This is a genomic window from Corallococcus macrosporus DSM 14697 (assembly GCF_002305895.1).
In the GTDB taxonomy this organism is placed as follows: domain Bacteria; phylum Myxococcota; class Myxococcia; order Myxococcales; family Myxococcaceae; genus Myxococcus; species Myxococcus macrosporus.
This window is the reverse complement of sequence record NZ_CP022203.1, coordinates 5,859,878-5,878,199: the sequence shown is the minus strand read 5'-3', so window position 1 is coordinate 5,878,199 and position 18,322 is coordinate 5,859,878. Positions and strand designations below refer to the sequence as shown.

The 18,322-nt window shown below is 71.7% G+C and carries 21 protein-coding genes; all 21 read left to right on the top strand.

Features of this window, described 5'->3' with window-relative positions:
* Positions 1-79 precede the first annotated feature (79 nt).
* The 21 genes from acpP (at position 80) to MYMAC_RS23425 (ending at position 18,280) form a co-directional block, all read left to right on the top strand.
* Positions 80-322, top strand: a complete 243-nt coding sequence (gene acpP / locus MYMAC_RS23525) for an acyl carrier protein (protein WP_013941332.1) — start codon at positions 80-82, stop codon at positions 320-322.
* An 86-nt stretch (positions 323-408) separates the two neighbouring features.
* Positions 409-1,662: a beta-ketoacyl-ACP synthase II gene (gene fabF / locus MYMAC_RS23520; RefSeq protein ID WP_043711735.1), complete on the top strand. Its 1,254-nt coding sequence runs from the start codon at positions 409-411 to the stop codon at positions 1,660-1,662.
* A gap of 20 nt (positions 1,663-1,682) precedes the next feature.
* Complete coding sequence (rpiB, locus tag MYMAC_RS23515) at positions 1,683-2,126, top strand: ribose 5-phosphate isomerase B (protein ID WP_013941330.1); 444 nt, start codon at positions 1,683-1,685, stop codon at positions 2,124-2,126.
* A 36-nt stretch (positions 2,127-2,162) separates the two neighbouring features.
* Positions 2,163-3,419: a serine hydroxymethyltransferase gene (gene glyA / locus MYMAC_RS23510; protein ID WP_095959715.1), complete on the top strand. Its 1,257-nt coding sequence runs from the start codon at positions 2,163-2,165 to the stop codon at positions 3,417-3,419.
* Between the two features lie 22 nt (positions 3,420-3,441).
* Positions 3,442-3,948, top strand: a complete 507-nt coding sequence (nrdR, locus tag MYMAC_RS23505) for a transcriptional regulator NrdR (RefSeq protein WP_013941328.1) — start codon at positions 3,442-3,444, stop codon at positions 3,946-3,948.
* A 9-nt stretch (positions 3,949-3,957) separates the two neighbouring features.
* Positions 3,958-5,121: a bifunctional diaminohydroxyphosphoribosylaminopyrimidine deaminase/5-amino-6-(5-phosphoribosylamino)uracil reductase RibD gene (gene ribD, locus MYMAC_RS23500; RefSeq protein ID WP_043711731.1), complete on the top strand. Its 1,164-nt coding sequence runs from the start codon at positions 3,958-3,960 to the stop codon at positions 5,119-5,121.
* 50 nt (positions 5,122-5,171) lie between these two features.
* Complete coding sequence (locus MYMAC_RS23495) at positions 5,172-5,834, top strand: riboflavin synthase (protein WP_095959714.1); 663 nt, start codon at positions 5,172-5,174, stop codon at positions 5,832-5,834.
* 40 nt (positions 5,835-5,874) lie between these two features.
* Positions 5,875-6,378 (top strand): 6,7-dimethyl-8-ribityllumazine synthase, encoded by a 504-nt coding sequence (gene ribH, locus MYMAC_RS23490; RefSeq protein WP_013941325.1) that lies wholly within the window; start codon positions 5,875-5,877, stop codon positions 6,376-6,378.
* A gap of 3 nt (positions 6,379-6,381) precedes the next feature.
* A complete protein-coding gene (nusB, locus tag MYMAC_RS23485; RefSeq protein ID WP_013941324.1) occupies positions 6,382-6,804 on the top strand; it encodes a transcription antitermination factor NusB in 423 nt (140 codons plus the stop codon).
* 27 nt (positions 6,805-6,831) lie between these two features.
* Entirely contained in the window at positions 6,832-7,323 is a 492-nt protein-coding gene (locus MYMAC_RS23480; protein WP_095959713.1) for a M17 family peptidase N-terminal domain-containing protein, read from the top strand.
* Positions 7,324-7,378: 55 nt separating this feature from the next.
* Positions 7,379-7,753 carry a response regulator gene (locus MYMAC_RS23475; RefSeq protein WP_013941322.1) on the top strand — a complete coding sequence of 125 codons (375 nt, stop codon included), beginning with the start codon at positions 7,379-7,381 and terminating at the stop codon, positions 7,751-7,753.
* On the top strand, positions 7,750-9,939 hold the full coding sequence (locus tag MYMAC_RS23470) for a chemotaxis protein CheA (protein WP_095959712.1): 2,190 nt from the start codon (positions 7,750-7,752) through the stop codon (positions 9,937-9,939). The genes MYMAC_RS23475 and MYMAC_RS23470 overlap by 4 nt, the downstream gene beginning before the upstream one ends.
* 44 nt (positions 9,940-9,983) lie before the next feature.
* Positions 9,984-10,550 (top strand): chemotaxis protein CheW, encoded by a 567-nt coding sequence (locus MYMAC_RS23465; protein WP_013941320.1) that lies wholly within the window; start codon positions 9,984-9,986, stop codon positions 10,548-10,550.
* Positions 10,547-11,071 (top strand): chemotaxis protein CheW, encoded by a 525-nt coding sequence (locus MYMAC_RS23460; RefSeq protein ID WP_095959711.1) that lies wholly within the window; start codon positions 10,547-10,549, stop codon positions 11,069-11,071. Before MYMAC_RS23465 ends, MYMAC_RS23460 begins: the two co-directional genes overlap by 4 nt.
* 21 nt (positions 11,072-11,092) lie before the next feature.
* Positions 11,093-11,470: a hypothetical protein gene (locus MYMAC_RS23455; RefSeq protein ID WP_095961666.1), complete on the top strand. Its 378-nt coding sequence runs from the start codon at positions 11,093-11,095 to the stop codon at positions 11,468-11,470.
* A complete protein-coding gene (locus MYMAC_RS23450) occupies positions 11,467-13,446 on the top strand; it encodes a HEAT repeat domain-containing protein (RefSeq protein ID WP_095959710.1) in 1,980 nt (659 codons plus the stop codon). Before MYMAC_RS23455 ends, MYMAC_RS23450 begins: the two co-directional genes overlap by 4 nt.
* A gap of 10 nt (positions 13,447-13,456) precedes the next feature.
* Positions 13,457-14,329 (top strand): CheR family methyltransferase, encoded by an 873-nt coding sequence (locus MYMAC_RS23445; RefSeq protein WP_095959709.1) that lies wholly within the window; start codon positions 13,457-13,459, stop codon positions 14,327-14,329.
* A complete protein-coding gene (locus MYMAC_RS23440; protein ID WP_095959708.1) occupies positions 14,326-15,363 on the top strand; it encodes a protein-glutamate methylesterase/protein-glutamine glutaminase in 1,038 nt (345 codons plus the stop codon). Before MYMAC_RS23445 ends, MYMAC_RS23440 begins: the two co-directional genes overlap by 4 nt.
* Before the next feature lie 41 nt (positions 15,364-15,404).
* Positions 15,405-15,785 carry a response regulator gene (locus MYMAC_RS23435; RefSeq protein WP_095959707.1) on the top strand — a complete coding sequence of 127 codons (381 nt, stop codon included), beginning with the start codon at positions 15,405-15,407 and terminating at the stop codon, positions 15,783-15,785.
* A gap of 18 nt (positions 15,786-15,803) precedes the next feature.
* Positions 15,804-16,553: an ABC transporter ATP-binding protein gene (locus MYMAC_RS23430; RefSeq protein WP_095959706.1), complete on the top strand. Its 750-nt coding sequence runs from the start codon at positions 15,804-15,806 to the stop codon at positions 16,551-16,553.
* Positions 16,550-18,280: a putative ABC exporter domain-containing protein gene (locus MYMAC_RS23425; protein WP_095959705.1), complete on the top strand. Its 1,731-nt coding sequence runs from the start codon at positions 16,550-16,552 to the stop codon at positions 18,278-18,280. The genes MYMAC_RS23430 and MYMAC_RS23425 overlap by 4 nt, the downstream gene beginning before the upstream one ends.
* The last annotated feature ends 42 nt before the right edge of the window (positions 18,281-18,322 follow it).

Genomic DNA, 18,322 nt, shown 5'->3' with positions numbered 1-18,322 from the left:
TGGGATATACCGCGCCCGCTTTCGACATGGTCCGGGAAGCCTACCGGACCACATCTGGTTCCTGGAGGGTTCTACACTTATGTCGACGTCAACCATTGAGGCCAAGGTCAAGTCCATCATCGCCGACCAGCTTGGGGTGGGAGAGGATGAGATCAAGCCGGAGTCCTCCTTCATCGAGGACCTGGGCGCGGACAGCCTCGACATCGTGGAACTCGTGATGGCGATGGAAGAGGAGTTCGAGGTCGAGATCCCGGACGAAGAGGCGGAGAACATCAAGTGCGTCAACGACGCCATCAACTACATCAACACCCACAAGAAGTAGGCAGCACCACGTGGCGTGCCGGGGTGCGGGGTGACGCCGCGTAAGCCGCGGCGTCCCCGGTGTCCCAAACGCCAGCGGAGAGGACCGTGTCAGAGCGTCGAGTCGTCATCACCGGAACCGGGCTCGTTTCGGCCCTGGGTACCGGCACCGAGAAGAACTGGCAGGCGTTGATCGCCGGCAAGTCGGGTATTGCCCAAGTCACCCGCTTTGACGTTGGCAAGATCGACACGCGCATCGCGGGCGAGGTGAAGGACTTCGAGCCCGAGAAGTTCATCGAGAAGCGCGAAGTGCGCCGGATGGACCTCTATGCGCAGTTCTCGCTCGCCGCCGCGCAGATGGCGGTGGAGGAGTCGGGGCTGCCCGTCGGTCCGGACAAGCCGCACGGCTACATCCCCGAGAAGGTCGGCGTCATCGTCGGCTCGGGCATCGGCGGCATCTCCTCTCTGGAAGAGCAGCACCGCAAGGGGCTGGAGAAGGGGTTCGACCGGCTGTCGCCCTTCTTCATCATCCAGATGATCATCAACATGGCGCCCGGCCTCATCTCCATGCGGTACAACTGCAAGGGGCCGAACTGGGCGCCGGTGTCCGCCTGCGCCACCAGCGCGCACGCCATTGGCGAGGCCTGGAAGTCCATCCGGCTGGGAGAGACGGACGCGGTCATCGCGGGTGGGGCCGAGGCGGCCATCACCCCGCTGGGGCTGGGCGGCTTCTCCGTGATGAAGGCGCTGTCCACGCGCAATGACGACCCGGCCGCCGCCAGCCGTCCCTTCGACAAGGACCGCGACGGCTTCGTCATGGGCGAGGGCGCGGGCATCCTCGTCCTGGAGGAGCTGGAGGCCGCGAAGAAGCGCGGCGCCAACATCCTGGCGGAGGTGGTGGGCTACGGCGCCAACTCGGACGCGTACCACGTCACCCAGCCGGCGCCGGAGGGCGAGGGCGCGGCGCGCTGCATGCGGCTGGCGCTCCAGTCCGCGGGGATGAACCCGGAGGACGTGGGCTACATCAACGCCCACGGCACCTCGACGCCGTTCAACGACGCCAACGAGACGAAGGCCATCAAGGCGGTGTTCGGCGACCACGCGCGCAAGGTCGCCGTGTCGTCCACCAAGTCCATGACGGGCCACATGCTCGGCGCGGCGGGCGGCTTCGAGGGCGTGGTCAGCGCGCTGGCGCTGGCGCGCAACATCCTGCCGCCCACCATCAACCAGACGACGCCTGATCCGGACTGCGACCTGGACTACGTGCCCAACCAGGCGCGCGAGGCCCGCGTCAACGCGGTGATGAGCAACTCGTTCGGCTTCGGCGGCACCAACGCGGTGCTGCTCTTCAAGCGCTTCTAGCCACTCCAGGAGAGCCCCGCGTGAAAGTCATCCTCGCTTCCGACCACGCGGGCCTGGAGCTCCGGCAGGAGCTGGTGGCGGCGCTCGCCGCGCGGGGCGTGGCCCACGAGGACGTGGGGCCCGCCACGCGGGACTCGGTGGACTATCCGGACTTCGCCGCGCGGGTGTCCCGCGCCGTGGCGTCCGGGCAGGCCACCCTGGGCGTGCTGGTGTGTGGCACCGGCATTGGCATGAGCATCGTGGCCAACAAGCACAAGGGCATCCGGGCGGCCCTGTGCACCACGGAGTTCGAGGCCCGCATGGCCCGGGCTCACAATGACGCCAACGTGCTGTGCCTGGGCCAGCGCGTGGTGGGGGCCGGCGTGGGCCGCGCCATCCTGGAGGCGTTCCTCAGCACTGCTTTCGAAGGCGGCCGCCACGAGCGGCGCGTCCAGATGATTCGCGAGGCCGAGTCCCAGGGCTAACGGCCCCGCCGTACCCGTCGTTCGAGGGAATCCGCCATGGAGAACATCCGTACGCTGGCCGAAGTGGATCCGGAGCTTGCCCGCGTCCTCCGCGAGGAGACCCAGCGCCAGGAGGAGGGGCTGGAGCTCATCGCGTCCGAGAACTTCGTCTCCCCGGCGGTGATGGAGGCGGTGGGCTCGGTGCTCACCAACAAGTACGCGGAGGGCTACCCCGGCAAGCGCTACTACGGCGGCTGCGAGGTGGTGGACGTCGCGGAGAACCTGGCGATTTCGCGCGCGAAGGATTTGTTCGGCGCGGAGGCCGTCAACGTGCAGGCGCACTCCGGCAGCCAGGCCAACATGGGCGCCTTCATGGCGCTGATGAAGCCGGGCGACACCATGCTGTCGCTGGACCTGAACTCCGGCGGCCACCTCACGCACGGCGCCGCGTTCAACTTCTCCGGCAAGCTCTACAAGGTCGTCCACTACGGCCTGACGCGGGACACGGAGACCATCGACTTCGCGCAGGTGGAGTCGCTGGCCAAGGAGCACAAGCCGAAGGTCCTCGTCGTGGGCGCCAGCGCGTACCCGCGCACGCTGGACTTCGCGAGGTTCCGGGAGATCGCCGACGCGGTGGGCGCGGCCATGCTGGTGGACATGGCGCACATCGCCGGCCTCGTCGCCGCGGGCGTGCATCCCTCGCCGGTGCCGGTGGCGGACATCGTGACCAGCACCACGCACAAGACGCTGCGCGGCCCGCGCGGCGGCCTGGTGCTGAGCCGCGAGCCCTACGCCAAGGCCATCAACAGCCAGATCTTCCCCGGCATCCAGGGCGGCCCGCTGATGCACGTCATCGCCGGCAAGGCGGTGGCCTTCAAGGAGGCCCTGTCGCCGGAGTTCAAGGCCTACCAGCGGCAGATCGTCGCCAACGCGAAGGCGCTGGCGGAGGCGCTCCTGCGCGCGGGCCTGCGGCTGACGTCCGGTGGCACGGACAACCACCTGATGCTGGTGGATCTGCGTCCCAAGAAGCTCACGGGCAAGGTGGCCGAGGAGGTGCTGGGCAAGGCCGGCATCACCGTGAACAAGAACATGATCCCCTTCGACCCGGAGAAGCCGATGACGACCTCCGGCGTCCGGGTGGGCACGCCGGCCATCACCACGCGCGGCATGCGCGAGGCGGAGATGGCGGTGGTGGGCCGGCTCATCGGCGAGGCGCTGGACGCCGCGCAGGACGACGCCGCGCTCGCCCGCATCAAGGGGCAGGTGAAGGAGCTCTCGCAGGGCTTCCCGCTCTACGCCTCGCGGTTGAAGTAGATTCGCGAGCAGTCCCCCCTCCATGCGCTGCCCCTTCTGTCAGGACGCCGAGAACAAGGTCATCGACTCCCGCGAGTCACACGAGGGCTCCGTCATCCGGCGGCGCCGCGAGTGCCTGGCCTGCAAGCGCCGCTTCACCACGTATGAGCGGGTGGAGGAGCTCTACCCGCTCATCGTGAAGAAGGACGGGCGGCGCGAGGCGTTCGACCGGGAGAAGATCGTCAACGGCCTGAAGAAGGCGTGTGAGAAGCGGCCCGTGTCCGCGGACCAGCTCGAGGAGACGGTGGTCGCCATCGAGCGGCAGCTCCAGGGCATGGGGGAGAAGGAGGTCCCGTCGTCCGTCATCGGCGAGGAGATCATGCGCCGGCTGCGGCAGTTGGACGAGGTGGCCTATGTCCGCTTCGCGTCCGTGTACCGCAGCTTCCGCGACATCGCGGAGTTCATGGACGAGCTGAAGGCCCTGCGAGAGGCCGAGGCGCGCGAGCAGCAGAAGGCGCCTCCCACGGCACCGGTGGACAAGGGCGATTAGAGAAAGCACATGCGGCTGCTGACACGGGCAAGGTTGGAGGCGACCCGGGCGCCCCGGGCGAAGCGGGCGGCGGATTTCGACCGGGCGGTGGCGGAGTTCTTCATGCGCATCGCGCTGGAGGAGGCCGCCAAGGGCCTGGGCCGCACCAGCCCCAACCCCGTGGTGGGCGCGGTGCTGGTGAAGGGCGGCCGCATCATCGCCCGCGGCTACCACAAGAAGGCGGGCACGGCGCACGCGGAGGTCGTGGCGCTGGAGGCCGCGGGGGCCCGGGCGAAGGGCGCGGACCTCTACACCACGCTGGAGCCGTGCGACCACTACGGGCGCACCCCGCCGTGCAGCATGGCCATCATCGAGGCGGGCGTCCGGCGCGTCATCTGCGCGTCCGCGGACCCCAACCCCCAGGTGAGCGGCAAGGGCGTGGCGCGGATGCGGCGCGCCGGGCTGAAGGTCCTCACGGGCGTGCTCGCGGAGGAGGCGGACCGCCTCAACCGGCCCTTCTTCAAGATGATGCGCACCGGCCTGCCCTGGGTGACGCTCAAGGCGGCGGTGACGCTGGACGGGAAGCTGGCCACGGCCACCGGGGACTCGCGCTGGGTGACGGGGGCGCCGGCGCGCGCCTGGGTCCACCGGCTGCGTGACTCGGTGGACGTCATCCTGGTGGGCTCCAACACCGTCCGGAAGGACGACCCGAAGCTGACCACGCGGCTGCCCGGCGGCGGTGGGAAGGACCCGCTGCGGGTGGTGGTGGACAGCCACCTGCGCCTGTCGCCGGGCTACACCGTCTTCACGCAGCGCAGCCCCGCACGCACGGTGGTCGCCACGCTGGAGGACCCGGAGGGCCGCAAGGCGCGGCGCTTCCTGGCGCAGGGCGTGGACGTCTGGCAGCTCCGCCAGAAGTCCGGGCAGGTGGACCTCAAGGCCCTGCTGCGGCGGCTGGCCAGGGAGGGCCACAACCACGTCATGGTGGAGGGCGGCGCGGAGATGTACGGCTCCCTCCTGCGCGGGCACCTGGCGGATGCGCTGGCGCTGTTCCTGGCGCCCAAGCTGATTGGCAGCCCGGGCCTGTCCTGGGCGGGCGACCTGGGCGTCAAGGAGATGGCCCAGGCCCTGGCCGTGAAGGACCTGACCTTCGAACGCCACGGCGACGACCTCCTGCTCCAGGCGCTGCTGTAGGACACAGGCCGCCGTGGGCGCGGGTGGGGCCGGTCCGTTATAAGCGGCCCATGTTTACCGGCCTCATTCAGGACCTTGGCAGGGTGGAGCGCGTCATCCCCGGTGGGATGACGGACCTGTGGATTCACACCTCGCTGGGCGCGGCGTCCTTCGAGCTGGGCGAGTCGATCGCCGTCAACGGCGCCTGCCTCACGGTGGTGGAGCGCACGGGGGACAGCTTCCGCGTCCAGGCCGCGCCGGAGACGCTGCGGCGCACGACGCTGGGGGCGGTGAAGCCTGGAGACCGGGTGAACCTGGAGCGGGCCCTGGCCCTGGGCGCGCGGCTGGGCGGGCACCTGGTCTCCGGCCACGTGGACGCCGTCAGCGAGGTGCTGGAGACCTACCCGGAGGGGGGCTCGTGGGTGATGGGCTTCCGGCTGCCGGAGGCGCTGGCGCCGTACTTCATCGAGAAGGGCTCGGTGGCCATCGACGGCATCAGCCTCACCGTCAACACGCTGGAGGCGGACCGCTTCCGGGTGCAGCTCATCCCGGAGACGCAGGAGCGCACCACCCTGAAGTCGCGGGGCGTGGGGGCGAAGGTGAACCTGGAGGCGGACCAGATTGGCAAGTACGTGGCCCGGCTGTTCGCGCTCCAGCGGGGGCAGGGGGCGCCCGGGGACGCTGGCGGGCTGACGGCGGCGGCCATCAAGGCCGCGGGGTTTGGCACGCCGTAGCAGGCGACGCCGGGCCCCGGGGTGGTGTAGGAAGCGCGGCATGCCTCGCTACTTCGACGGTGACTTTCTACCCCCCAAGGGCCGCTTCGCCATCTGCGTGGCCCGCTTCAACGGCTTCATCACCGAGGAGCTGGCCAAGGGCGCCGTGGACACGCTGGTGCGCCACGGCGTGGCCGACGCGGACATCGACGTGTACCGCTGCCCTGGAACCTATGAGCTGCCCGGCCTGGTCCGCCGCGTGACGGAGACCCGGCAGTACGTGGGCGTCATCACCCTGGGCGCCGTCATCCGTGGCGGCACGCCGCACTTCGACTACGTGGCGGGCGAGTGCGCCAAGGGCATTGGCGCGGTGGCCTTCGAGGCCGCGGCGGCCACGCCGGCGACCACGGTCACCTTCGGCGTGCTGACGACGGACACGGTGGAGCAGGCCATCGACCGGGCGGGCGTGAAGGCGGGGAACAAGGGAGCGGAGGCCACGCTGGCCTGCATCGAGATGGTCAATCTGTACGCGAAGATGACGGCGACGGAAGGAAGGAAGGCGTAGGCCATGGGCGCGCGAAGAACGGGACGTGAGCGTGCGCTGCAGGCGCTCTACCAGTTGGAGATGGCCCCCGCGACGACGGCGGAGGCGCTGGAGTCGGCCTGGTCGGCCGCCGAGGAGAGCGCCAAGAGGGATCCGGACGCGGTGAGGTTCGCCCGCGAGCTGGTGGAAGGCGTGCAGTCCCACCGGGACGAAATCGACCAGCTCATCGAACGGCACAGCCACAACTGGCGGCTGGACCGCATGTCCCGCATTGACCGGAACGTGCTGCGCCTGGGCATCTTCGAGCTGAAGTACCGGCCGGACATCCCGCGCAAGGTCACCATCAACGAAGCGGTGGAGCTGGGGAAGAACTTCGGGACGGAGGAGTCGAGCGCCTTCGTCAACGGGCTCCTGGACCGCGTCGCGGTGGCCCTCAACAAGTCGTGAGCCGCTGACACCTGCGAGGAACGCGCCGTGAGCCAGACGACGACGCACGACATCGGATTGGAAGGGCTGGACACGCTCGGCGGGGTGGACGCGCTCTGCCTCTTCGTCGCCGAGGATGACCGGCCCCTGCCGTCCTCGGCGGGCTTCGTGGACTGGCGCCTGTGCGGCACGCTCTCGCGGGTGCTGAAGAATGGCTTCTTCACCGGCGCGAAGGACGACTGGCTGCTGCTGCCGTCGGACGGGAAGCTCCTCGTGCCCCGCGTCTTCGTGGTGGGGCTGGGCTCGCGTCATAAGCTGGACGCGGGCGCGCTGAACGAGGCCCTGGCCGGAGCGGCGCGCGTGTTGTCCAAGGCGAAGGTGGACGCGGTGGCGCTGGAGGTCCCCGCGGGCGGTCAGGTGGAGGACGCCGCGCGGGCGGAGGCCTTCCAGAAGGGCTTCCTGCCGGCGTTCAAGGGCGGACGGGTGGCGGTCCTGGCGGACAAGGGGCTCGTCAAGTCGCTGCCTGCACGCAAGGGCTGACGCTCGGCGGGCGGGCGGGCCTTCTGCTAGCATGCCCCGCTCGGGGCGTGCGCACATGCGTGTCAAGGTGCTGATTGTCGAGGACTCGAAAGCGTCGCGCGAGTACATCGCGGCGATGGTCGAGGCCGTGGAGGGGGTCGAGGTGGTGGTGACCTCGAGCGGCTTCGAAGCGCTGAAGCTGCTGCCGCGTCACCGCTTCGAGCTCATCATCACCGACATCAACATGCCGGACATCAACGGGCTGGAGCTCATCAACTTCGTCAAGAAGAACCCCAACTACCGCGACGTGCCGCTCTTCATCATCACCACGGAGGGACGCGACCAGGACCGCGAGCGTGGGCTCGCGCTGGGCGCCGCGGAGTACCTGGTGAAGCCCTTCCTCCCCGGGAGCCTGGAAGCGCTCCTGCGGCGCTACCTGAAGCTGCCGTGAGTCCCGGGGGCAAGGCGCTGGCCGAGTTCGTGGCCGAGGCCACGGAGATTCTGGACGCCCTGGCCAGGGACCTGCTCGTCCTGGACGAGCGCCGGGGCCAGGAGGCCGACCCGGACCTGGTCAACGGCATCTTCCGCGCGGCGCATTCGCTCAAGGGCCTGTCCGGGCTGTTCGGCCAGGAGCGCATCTCCCGGCTGGCGCACGGCACGGAGGACCTGCTGGACCGGCTGCGGCTGGGGAAGCTGCTGCTGGACGGCGCGGTGCTGGACGCGCTGATTGAAGTCCTGGATGCGTTCCAGGCGCTGCTGGGCGAGGCCGCGCGCGGCGCGGAGAGCGAGCTCCTGTCGGGCCGCGTGGAGGCGATGGCCGCGCGGCTGGCGTCCCTGGGGGCCCCGGTCGCCGTGGCGGAGGATGATCCGCTGGACCGGCTGGAGCTGGACGCGCAGGTCCGCGCCGTCTTCACGGAGTACGAGGAGCACCGGCTGCGGGAGAACGTGCGCCGGGGCGTGGCGCTGTGGCGCGTTCGGGCCGCGTTTGATTTGTCCGACTTCGACAAGGGGCTGGCGGACCTCAACGCGAGGCTCAAGCCACTGGGCGAGGTCATCAGCACGCTGCCGTCCGCGCAGCCGGGTGGGGCGCATGGCATCGCGTTCGACCTGATTTTCGGCGCGCAGGTCGACCGCGCGTCCCTGGAAGCGGGGCTGAAGGGGACGCCCGCGGAGCTGTCGCCCCTGGCGGTGCGCCCAGCCGCGGCGACCGCGACGAACGCGCTGCTCCAGGCCGCGCAGCCCGCCGCGACGATTCGCACGTCCGAGGCGCACTCGACGCCGACGAAGCGCGGCGGGAAGAAGAAGGCCGCCCGGTCCACGCCTGGCGCGGCGAAGGTGCCCGCCAAGGGACTCTCGGTGGCGCCGCCGCCACCGCCTGGCGCCTCCGACAGTCCGCCCGCGGCGCTGACGGCGGACACGTCCCTGCGCTCCCTGACGCAGACGGTCCGCGTGGACATCGGGCGGCTGGACGGCCTCATCAACATGGTGGGCGAGCTGCTGCTCATCAAGGCCAACCTCCAGCGGCTCGCCGAGTCCGCGCGGCAGGACGGCGCGGTGGCGCTGTCCAAGCTGTTCGGCCAGGAGCTGGCGCGCGAGACGCGAGGGCTGGAGCGCAAGCTGGAGGCCCTCCAGGAAGGCCTGCTGGAAGCGCGCATGGTCCCCGTCGGCCAGGTGTTCGACAAGCTGGCGCGGCTGGTGCGTCGCATCACCCGCGAGGCGGGGAAGGAGATCGAGCTCGCCATCAGCGGCGGCGAGGTGGAGCTGGACAAGCTCATCGTCGAGGAGCTCAGCGACCCGCTGATGCACCTCATCCGCAACGCCATCGACCACGGCGTCGAAGCCCCCGACGCCCGCCTGGCCGCGGGCAAGTCCCGCCGCGCGGTGGTGGGCCTGCGCGCCGAGCAGAAGGGCAATCACGTCGTCATCGAGGTGAGCGATGACGGCGCCGGCATCGACGAGGTGCGCGTCCGGGAGGTGGCCATCACCCGGGGTATCATCACCTTCGCGCAGGCCCAGGAGCTGAGCCGGCGCGAGCTGCTCAACCTCATCTTCCAGCCCGGCTTCTCCACCGCCCGCAGCGTGTCCGAGCTGTCCGGCCGGGGCGTGGGCCTGGACGTGGTGAAGAACAACCTGGGCAACCTGTCCGGCATCATCGACGTGTGGAGCGAGCGCGGAAAGGGCACCGCCTTCCACCTCACGCTGCCCGTCACGCTGGCCATCATCCGCGCGCTGCTGGTGGGCGTCAGCGGCCGCACCTACGCGGTGCCGCTCAACAGCGTGCTGGAAATCATCTCCGTCCAGCCCCGGGACATCCGCACCGTGGAGCGGCGCGAGGTGGTGGACCTGCGTGGCCAGACGCTGCCCTTCGTGCGGCTGGCGCGCATGTTCGCCCTGCCGGAGCGCCCGGTGAGCCGCCACTTCGTGGTGGTGGTGGGGCTGGCCCAGGAGCGCCTGGGCATCGCCGTGGACGAGCTGCACGGCCAGCAGGACATCGTCACCAAGCCCCTGGGGGGCCGGCTCCAGTCCGTCCGGGGCATCTCCGGGGCCACCGACCTGGGCAACCGGCGCACCGTCCTGGTGCTGGACGTGGCGGCGCTCCTGGAAGAGGGCATGGCCCTGGAGCGGCGTCGCGCCTGACCCTCGCTGCGGACGGGCCCGCCGGCTGCTATCCTGGGGGCACCGTGTCCCGGTTCTCGGAACTGCTCGACGACTTCTTCTACCGTCCCGACGAGGACGTCTCCGGGCTCCAGGACTTCGCGGCGGGCAGTGACGGCGCGTTGCCCTCGGCGCCCGAGGAGGTGCCCGAGGAGTACCTGGCCTTCCGCCTGGAGGGGGAGTGCTACGCGGTCCCCATCCGGGGGGTGCGTGAAATCTCCAAGGTGCCCCCGTTGACGGAGATTCCCCGGGCCGAGCCGCAGCTCCTGGGCGTGATGAACCTGCGCGGCGAGCTGCTGCCCGTGTACGACGTCAAGGTGCGCCTGCGGCTGGCGGAGCGGGCGCCCCTGGTGGCCGGGCCGGACGCGCCGGCGCCGCCCCGGAGCGCCCGCATCCTGGTGCTGCGCACGGCGGCGGGGCCCGCGGGGGTGTGGGTGGATGGCGTGGTGGGCGTGGTGAAGCTCAAGCCCTCCATGCTGGAGGCGCCGCCGCCGGGGATGCGCACGGGTGACAGGGACTGCGTGGTGGGCATGGGCCGGCGTGGGCCCACGCTCTACATCCTCCTGGACGCGGAACAGGCGCTGGCACCATGAAGGACCCCGTCAACCTGCTCCCGCGGCGTCCCCACGCCGTCCCCGACGAGGTGGCCTCGGCCGCGGACGGGGTGGTGCAGCTCTGCGCCTTCTTCATCGGCGCGGAGGAGTACGTGCTGGACATCATGCGCGTGGAGGAAATCCTCCCCTTGCAGCGCATCACCCCCATTCCACACGCGCCGGCCTTCGTGGAGGGGGTGCTCCACCTGCGCGGCCTCATCCTCCCGGTGGTGGACCTGCGCTGCCGGCTCATGGGCGCGCCGGGCCCGGAGACACCGAAGTCTCGGCTGCTGGTCTGCAAGCTGGGGAGCCGGCGTCTGGCGGTGAAGGTGGACCGGGTGGCGGAGGTGCTGCGGGTCCGGCGGGGCGACATCAAGCCCGCGCCCGCGCTGGTGGTGGCCGGGCACTCGCCCTTCGTCGTCGGCGTCTGCGGGCCGCCGGACCGGCTCCGGTTGCTGCTGGACCTCAAGGCGTTGCTGCGCGTGGAGCTGGAGCGCGAGTCTTCAAGAAACCCGGCGTAGTCGCACCCAAGGGGGAGCGTGGTGAGCGAATCAGGGTTGGAGCAGCACCGTCGAATCCTCGGCGTCCTCTTCATCGTCATCAACGGGCTGTCCTTGCTCATCGGAGTGGGGGTGATGCTCTTCATCGGGGTCATCGGCGGGACGTTGCCGACGGCGGACCCCGAGGAGCGGGCGCTGATCGTGGCCGTGGGCATGGGCGTGGGCGGGTGCATCGGGCTGCTGGGGCTGCCCGGCGTCATCACGGGCCTCGGGTTGTTGAAGCGCAAGTCCTGGGCGAGGACGTTGACGCTGGTGCTGGGCATCCTCGCCATTCCCAACGTCCCGCTGGGCACGGCGCTGGGGGCCTACGCCCTCTGGTTCTATCTCCAGCCAGGGTCCGACCAGGTCTTCGACCCATGAGCCCCCGCCCCGAGCTCCCGGCGGCGGAGGAGGCCCGCTACCTCGCGCTTCAATCGCTGGACCCCTGCACCGCGGGTGTCCTGGAGATTCTCGTCGTCGGCTTGCACGATGAGAGCTGGCGCGTGCGCCACGTCGCGGCGGAGGCCCTCAAGCGGATGCCCGCCTCCAGCGAGCTGGCGGCCCGGCTCATCGCCGTGCTGGGCGAGCGGGGCGAGACGGGCGCTCGCAACGCGGCCGCGGAGGCGCTCGCGGGGCTGGGCAGCGCCGCGCTGGGCCCGCTGGTGGAGCTGCTGGCGCATCCGGACCCGGACCAGCGCAAGTTCGCCGCGGACATCCTGGGGCAACTGGGACAGCGTGAGGCGGCGGCCGCCCTGGTGCGCGCGTTGTCGGACGCGGACCTCAACGTGCGCGTGTCCGCCGCGGAGGCCCTGGGCCGCATCGGCGGCGCGAAGGCCATGGCCGCGCTGGAGGCCCTGCTGGAGGAGCCCGAGCCCCTGCTGCGCCTGTCCGCGCTGGAGGGGCTGACGCTGCTGCGGCACGCGGCGCCCCTGCCGGTGGTGGAGGCGCTGCTGGAGGACCCACGGCTCCAGCGAAGCGCGTACCGGATGCTGGGGCTCATCCCGGACGCGGACGCCACGGCGCGCATCTGCCAGGGCCTGACGTCCGGGCTGCGCTCGGTGCGCGAGGCCGCGTTGTCCGCGCTGGGGACCCAGGCGGCGGACGCGGCGGGCCCGAGGCGCGGCGCGCTCGAGGCCGGGGTGCGCGAGGCGCTCCAGCCGCTGTCGGGGCTGCGCCCTCGACTGGCCGAGGCGCTGGCGTCCGACGACGTCCGGGTCCGCGCGGGCGCGTTGGTGGCCGTGGCGTCGCTGGCGGATGCGACGCTGGCGCTGCCGGTGGCGGAGTGCGCGCGCGAGGCGCGGCTGCTGCGCGAGGTGTTGCACACGCTGGGCAGGCTGGGGCCGGACGGCGGTCGCGCGTTGCTGCGGGGCCTGGGGGAATTGTCGCTCCCCGCGCGGGCCGCGGCGGCCGAGGCGCTGGTGGAGCTGGTGGACGCCTCGGCGGTGGCGCCGTTGTGCGCGGTGCTGGAGTGGGTGGAGGACGAGCTCCGCGCGGTGGTGGTGCGCGCGCTGGGCCGCACGGGGGCGTCCACGGCCGTGTCGCCGCTCGTCGCGCTCCTGGAGGAGCCAGCCCAGGCGGGGGCGGCGTCGCGCGCGCTGGCGGGGCTGGCGGAGTCCTGCCGGCCGGCGGTGCTGGAGGCGCTGGAGGACGCGGTGGCGCGCAGGGCCACGCCCGCGGCCGTCGCCGCCCTGGCCCGGGTGGGCGGCGTGCCGGCCCTGCCCACGTTGAAGCGGCTGGCGCGGGACGAGGACGCGCGCTGGCGCACGGCGGCGGTGGTGGCGGCCTGTGAGCTGGACGGTGACGTCGGACGCGAGCTGGTGCGCGCCGCGCTCGCGGACGAAGCCGTTCCGGTGCGCATCGCGGGGGTCCGGGCCCTGGCCCGCCTGGGCGGCGCGGACGCGGGCGCGCTGCTGTCGCCGGCGCTTCGGGACGAGGACGCCTCCGTGCGAGTGGCCGCGGTGGAGGCGGCGGGGGACAGCGGCGCGTTGGAGCGGGTCCCGGACCTGGTGGCGCTGACGCGGGACGCCGACGGCGCGCTGGCGGTGGCCGCGGTGCGGGCCCTGGCGAGGATGGGGGCGGCGGGGCCGGGGGTGTTGCGCGACGCGGCGGGGCATTCGGACGTGGAGGTGGTGAAGGCGGCGCTGGCGGCGGGGGCGGAGTCCTCGGCCGGCGTGACGCTGGCGCTGTCCCTGCTGCGCCACGCGCGGTGGGATGTCCGCGCGGCGGCGGCGCGGGTGCTGGGAGATTCGGCGGGGCCAGAGTGTCTGGTCGCCGCCCGGGAGGCGCTGGAGGCGGAGTCGGACGCCCTGGCGCTGCGTGCCCTCTCCGAGGCCGTGGAGCGCCTGCTCCGGCGCTGAAGGGGGCTCCATGGCACGCTTCGACGACGGCCGGCCGGAGATGTCAGCGGAGGAGTTCCGCCTCCTCCGGGACCACGTGTACTCGCACTGCGGCATCCTGGTGCACGAGGACATGAAGTTCGTGATGGAGCGCCGGCTCTGGCCCCGGCTGGAGCTGCTGGGGCTGCCGGACTACGGCGCCTATCACCGCTACCTGCGCTACGACGCCAACCGGCACGCCGAACTGGAGGCGGCCGTCGAGTCCCTCACCACGCACGAGACGTACTTCTTCCGCGAGCCCACGCAGCTCAAGGCCTTCACGGACGAGCTCCTCCCGGTGGTGGAGCAGCGCAACGCGCGGCTGCGGCGCCTGCGGGTGTGGTCCGCGGGCTGCTCTTCCGGGGAGGAGGCCTACACGCTGGCCATGCTCCTGAAGGACAGCCGCCGCTTCGACGACTGGGACGTGGAGGTGCTCGGCACGGACATCTCCCGGCGCGTGCTGGCCATGGCGCGGCGGGCGGAGTACGGGCCTTCCGCGCTGCGCGCCACCTCGCCGGAGCTGCTGGAGCGCCACTTCGTTCCGCTGGGCAACAACCGGGTGCGCGTGCGCGACGAGGTCCGCGCCTGGGTGTCCTTTGGCCACCACAACCTGCTGGACGAGGCGGGCAGCAAGCTGGTGCCCCGCATGGACGTGGTGTTCTGCCGCAACGTGCTCATCTACTTCGACCTGGCGGCGCGCAAGAAGTTCCTGCGCATCGTCCGGGAGCGGCTGGTGCCGGGGGGGCACCTGCTGCTGGGACACTCGGAGAATCTGCTGAGCCTGGGCGCGGACTTCGAGTTCGTTCACCTGCGGGGCGACCTGGTGTACCGGAGGCCCGAGCTGGACGAAGGAGGGCGCCGATGAGCAGCAAGGACGTCATCTCCGTGTTGGTCATCGACGACTCGGCGCACAACCGGCGCACCCTCTCCAACATGCTGGAGTCGGACGCGGACGTGCGCGTGGTGGACCGCGCGGCGGATGGCGAGGAGGGGCTGAAGAAGGTCGTGGAGCTGAAGCCCGACGTGGTGACGCTGGATTTGGAGATGCCGAAGCTCGGCGGCTACACGTTCCTGCGCCTGCTGATGCGCACCGCGCCCACGCCCGTCATCGTCATCTCCAGCTATTCGCACCGCTCGGACGTCTTCAAGGCGCTGGACCTGGGGGCCTTCGACTTCATCGCCAAGCCGCAGCACCCCACCTTCGAGGCCATGGAGGCGCTCCGCGTGGAGCTGCTGGAGAAGGTCCGTGCGGCGCGGCACGTGCGCCCCGGCCACCGGCACGCGGCGCCGGGGGCGCGTGCCATGGCGGTCGCGGGCGAGCCGCCGCTGGTGGTGGCCATCGGCGCGTCCACGGGTGGGCCCCCCGCGGTGCAGCGGGTGCTGGAGGGCCTGGCCGTGGAGCCCACGCCGTGCGTGCTGGTCTGCCAGCACATGCCGCCGCAGTTCACCCGCGCCTTCGCGGACCGGTTGGACCGCATCGGGCCCTTCACCGTGACGGAGGCGCGCGACGGAGACCTGGTGCAGCCCGGGCACGTGTACATCGCGCCCGGCGGGCGGCACATGGTGGTGGCCGAGCGCGGCTCCCGGCTGGAGCTGCACACGCCGCCGCCCACCGCCGTGGACAAGTACGCGCCCAGCGTGGACCGGCTCTTCACCAGCATGGCGCAGGTGCTGGGCGCCAAGGCCCTGGGGGTGGTGCTGACGGGCATGGGGGCGGACGGGGCGGAGGGCGCGCGCGAGGTGCACCGCGCCGAGGGCGAGGTCTGGGCGCAGTCGGAGGAGACCTCGGTGGTGTTCGGCATGCCGGGCGAGGCCATCGCCACGGGGGCGGTGAAGCGGGTGATTCCACTGGGAGACATCGGCCCGGCGCTCGCGGCCCTGGCGCGGCGGAGACGCTGAACCGCCAGCGGCCGCCCCGTGGGTGCTAACGTCCGCCGCCCATGACGCAGCAGATTCGAGCCCTGGTGGTGGATGACTCGCAGGCCATGCGGCGCAGCATCATGTACGCGCTGCAGCGCCTCACCGGCGTGGTGTGCACCGAGGCGCAGGACGGCGCCGAGGGCTTGAAGAAGCTCACGCAGGGCCGCTTCGACCTGGTGCTCACGGACATCAACATGCCGCTCATGGACGGGCTGAAGCTCATCAGCCACATCCGGCAGACGGCCGAGCACCGCGGCGTCCCCATCATCGTCGTCACCACGGAGGGCGCGGCGGCGGACCGGGAGCGCGCGATGAAGCTGGGCGCGAGCGCGTACCTGGTGAAACCCGTGCAGGCGAAGGTCGTGCTGGATACCGTTCGCGAGTTGCTGAAGCTGGACTGAAGGCGAGAGCGCGCGCGAATGGATTCCGTCCTGCGGGTGGAGGGTCTGGAGAAGGCTTACGGCGAGCTGAAGGCCGTCCAGGGGCTCACCTTCGAGGTGGCGCCCGGCGAGGTGCTCGGGCTGGTGGGGCCCAACGGCGCGGGGAAGACGTCCACGCTGCGGTGCCTCGCGGGCATCCTGCCGCCCACCTCGGGCCGCGTGCTGGTGGCGGGGCATGACCTGGCGCGAACGCCCGTGGACGCGAAGCGCGAGCTGGCCTTCCTGCCGGACGAGCCCCGCTTCTTCGAATACCTCACGGTGTGGGAGCACCTGAACTTCACGGCCCGGCTCTACGGCGTGGAGGATTGGGAAGAGCGAGGCCGCGCGCTGTTGGAGGAGATGGAGCTGTCCGGCAAGGAGAAGGCGCTGCCGGGTGAGCTGTCGCGAGGCATGAAGCAGAAGCTGTCCATCGCGTGTGGCTTCCTGCACGCGCCGAAGCTCATCCTCCTGGACGAGCCCCTCACCGGCCTGGACCCCATCGGCATCCGGCGGATGAAGGCGTCGCTGCGGCGCCGGGCGGAGGAGGGCGCGGCGCTGGTGCTGTCCTCGCATCTGCTGCCCCTGGTGGAGGAGCTGTGCCACCGGCTGCTCGTCATCGCGGGGGGCAAGGCCATGGCGCTGGGCAGCCTGGATGACATCCGCGCGCGGCTGAGCGGCGCGGAAGGGGAGCACGCCTCGCTGGAGGAGCTCTTCGTCCGCATCACCAGCGCGGGAACGCAGGCGCCGTGAGCTTTCCTCGCGCGGTGGCCTTCCTCTGGGCCGCGTCCTGGCGCAACCGCATCCGGCGGCAGTTGGCGCGGCTGCGCAAGCCGCGCTACCTCCTGGGCGCGCTGGTGGGCGCGGCGTACCTCTACTCCGTCTTCTTCCGTCGCCTGGACTTCCGCGGCGCGGTGGGCACGGTGTCGGAGGGCGTGCGGTTGTTCGCCGAGCTGTCACTGGTGGGCTCCGCGCTGGGCACGCTGTTCGCCGCGTGGGCGCTGGGGAGGGACCGCCCGTCGCTGACCTTCTCGGAGACGGAGGTGGTGCAGCTCTTCCCGGCGCCCGTCACGCGCCGGGCCCTGCTGCAATACAAGCTGGTGCGCGGACTGCTGGGTACGTCATTGGGCGCGCTGTTCGCCACGCTGTTCCTCGGGAGGACCATCAGCCCGCATCCGGTGTTGTTCTTCGTGGGGGCGTGTCTGGGCTTGGGCACGCTGTACCTGCATTCGACGGCGGCGTCCTTCGTGCGCACGCGGCTGGCGGAGCGTGGCCCCTGGGGCCGGGTGGTGCGCTGGGGCGTGGTGGGCGGCGTCCTGGCCGTCGCGGCGCTGGCGGTGTTCACCTCGCTGCGCGAGCACCCGGTGCCGCCGGACCTCTCCTCCGGCCGGGCCCTGCGAGGGTGGCTGCGGGCGCTGATGGCCTCACCCGGTGTCGCGGCGGTGTTGTGGCCGGGCCGGCTGCTGGTGGCGCCCGCCCTGGCGCAGAGCGTGGGCGACTTCCTGCGGGCCCTGCCACCCGTGCTGGCGCTGCTGGCGGCGCACTATGCCTGGGTGTTGTGGGCCGAGGTCCCCTTCGAGGAGACCGCCGTGGTGCGCGCGGAGGCCCGTTCCCGGGAGCGGATGCTGCGGGCCTCGGGGCGGATGACGCGCGTGGGCTCGATGACGCTGAGCCGCCCGCCCTTCCGGCTTCCGCCGCGAGGCCGCCCGGAGGTGGCGCTCATCTGGAAGAACCTCATCGCGCGGAAGCGGATGGGCGGCGGCTTCGCGGTGTTCCTCGCCTTCATCGTCCTGGGCGGTGCCATCGCCGCGGTGATGGGGGACACGCGCCTGTTCACGGACACGCGGCGCGTACTGGGGCCGGTGGCGCTGGCGCTGTCGGTGATGCTGACGGTGGTGGGGCCCAGCGCGTTCCGCATGGACCTGCGGATGGACCTGCCCAAGCTGGACCTGCTGCGCGCCATGCCGTTGACGGGGCGGCAGGTGGTGAGCGCCCAGCTCGCGGCGTCCGCGCTGGCCCTCTCGGTGTTCCAACTGGCGCTCCTGGCGGTGGCGCTCGTCCTGGGGCCTGGCGTGGAGGCGTCCCGGCTGGGCGGTTGGTGGTGGCCTGGCGGCCTGACGTTGGCGCTGCTGCTCCCGGCGGTGTCGCTGGCGGGGCTCTTCGTCCAGAACGCCGCGGTGGTGCTCTTCCCCGCCTGGGTGCCAGCGGACACGGGGGAGCGGGCGCGCGGGCTGGAGGCCATGGGCCAGCGGCTGCTGGCCGTCGTGGGCACGTTGGTGGTGTTGCTGGTGGGCCTGATTCCCGCGGCGCTGGTGGCGCTCGTGGTGGGCCTCGCCGTGTCGACGTTCCTGGGGCCGTGGGCCCTGCCGGTGGCGGGCTTCGCCGCGGCGGCTGTCCTGGTGGGCGAAGTGGCCCTGGGGGTGATGGCGCTGGGCCACGCCTTCGAGCGGCTGGACGTCTCCGACGACCGCCCGGAGTAGGCGGCGGGCGTTCGTTCCTGGACGTGCGCGTGCTTTGCGGTG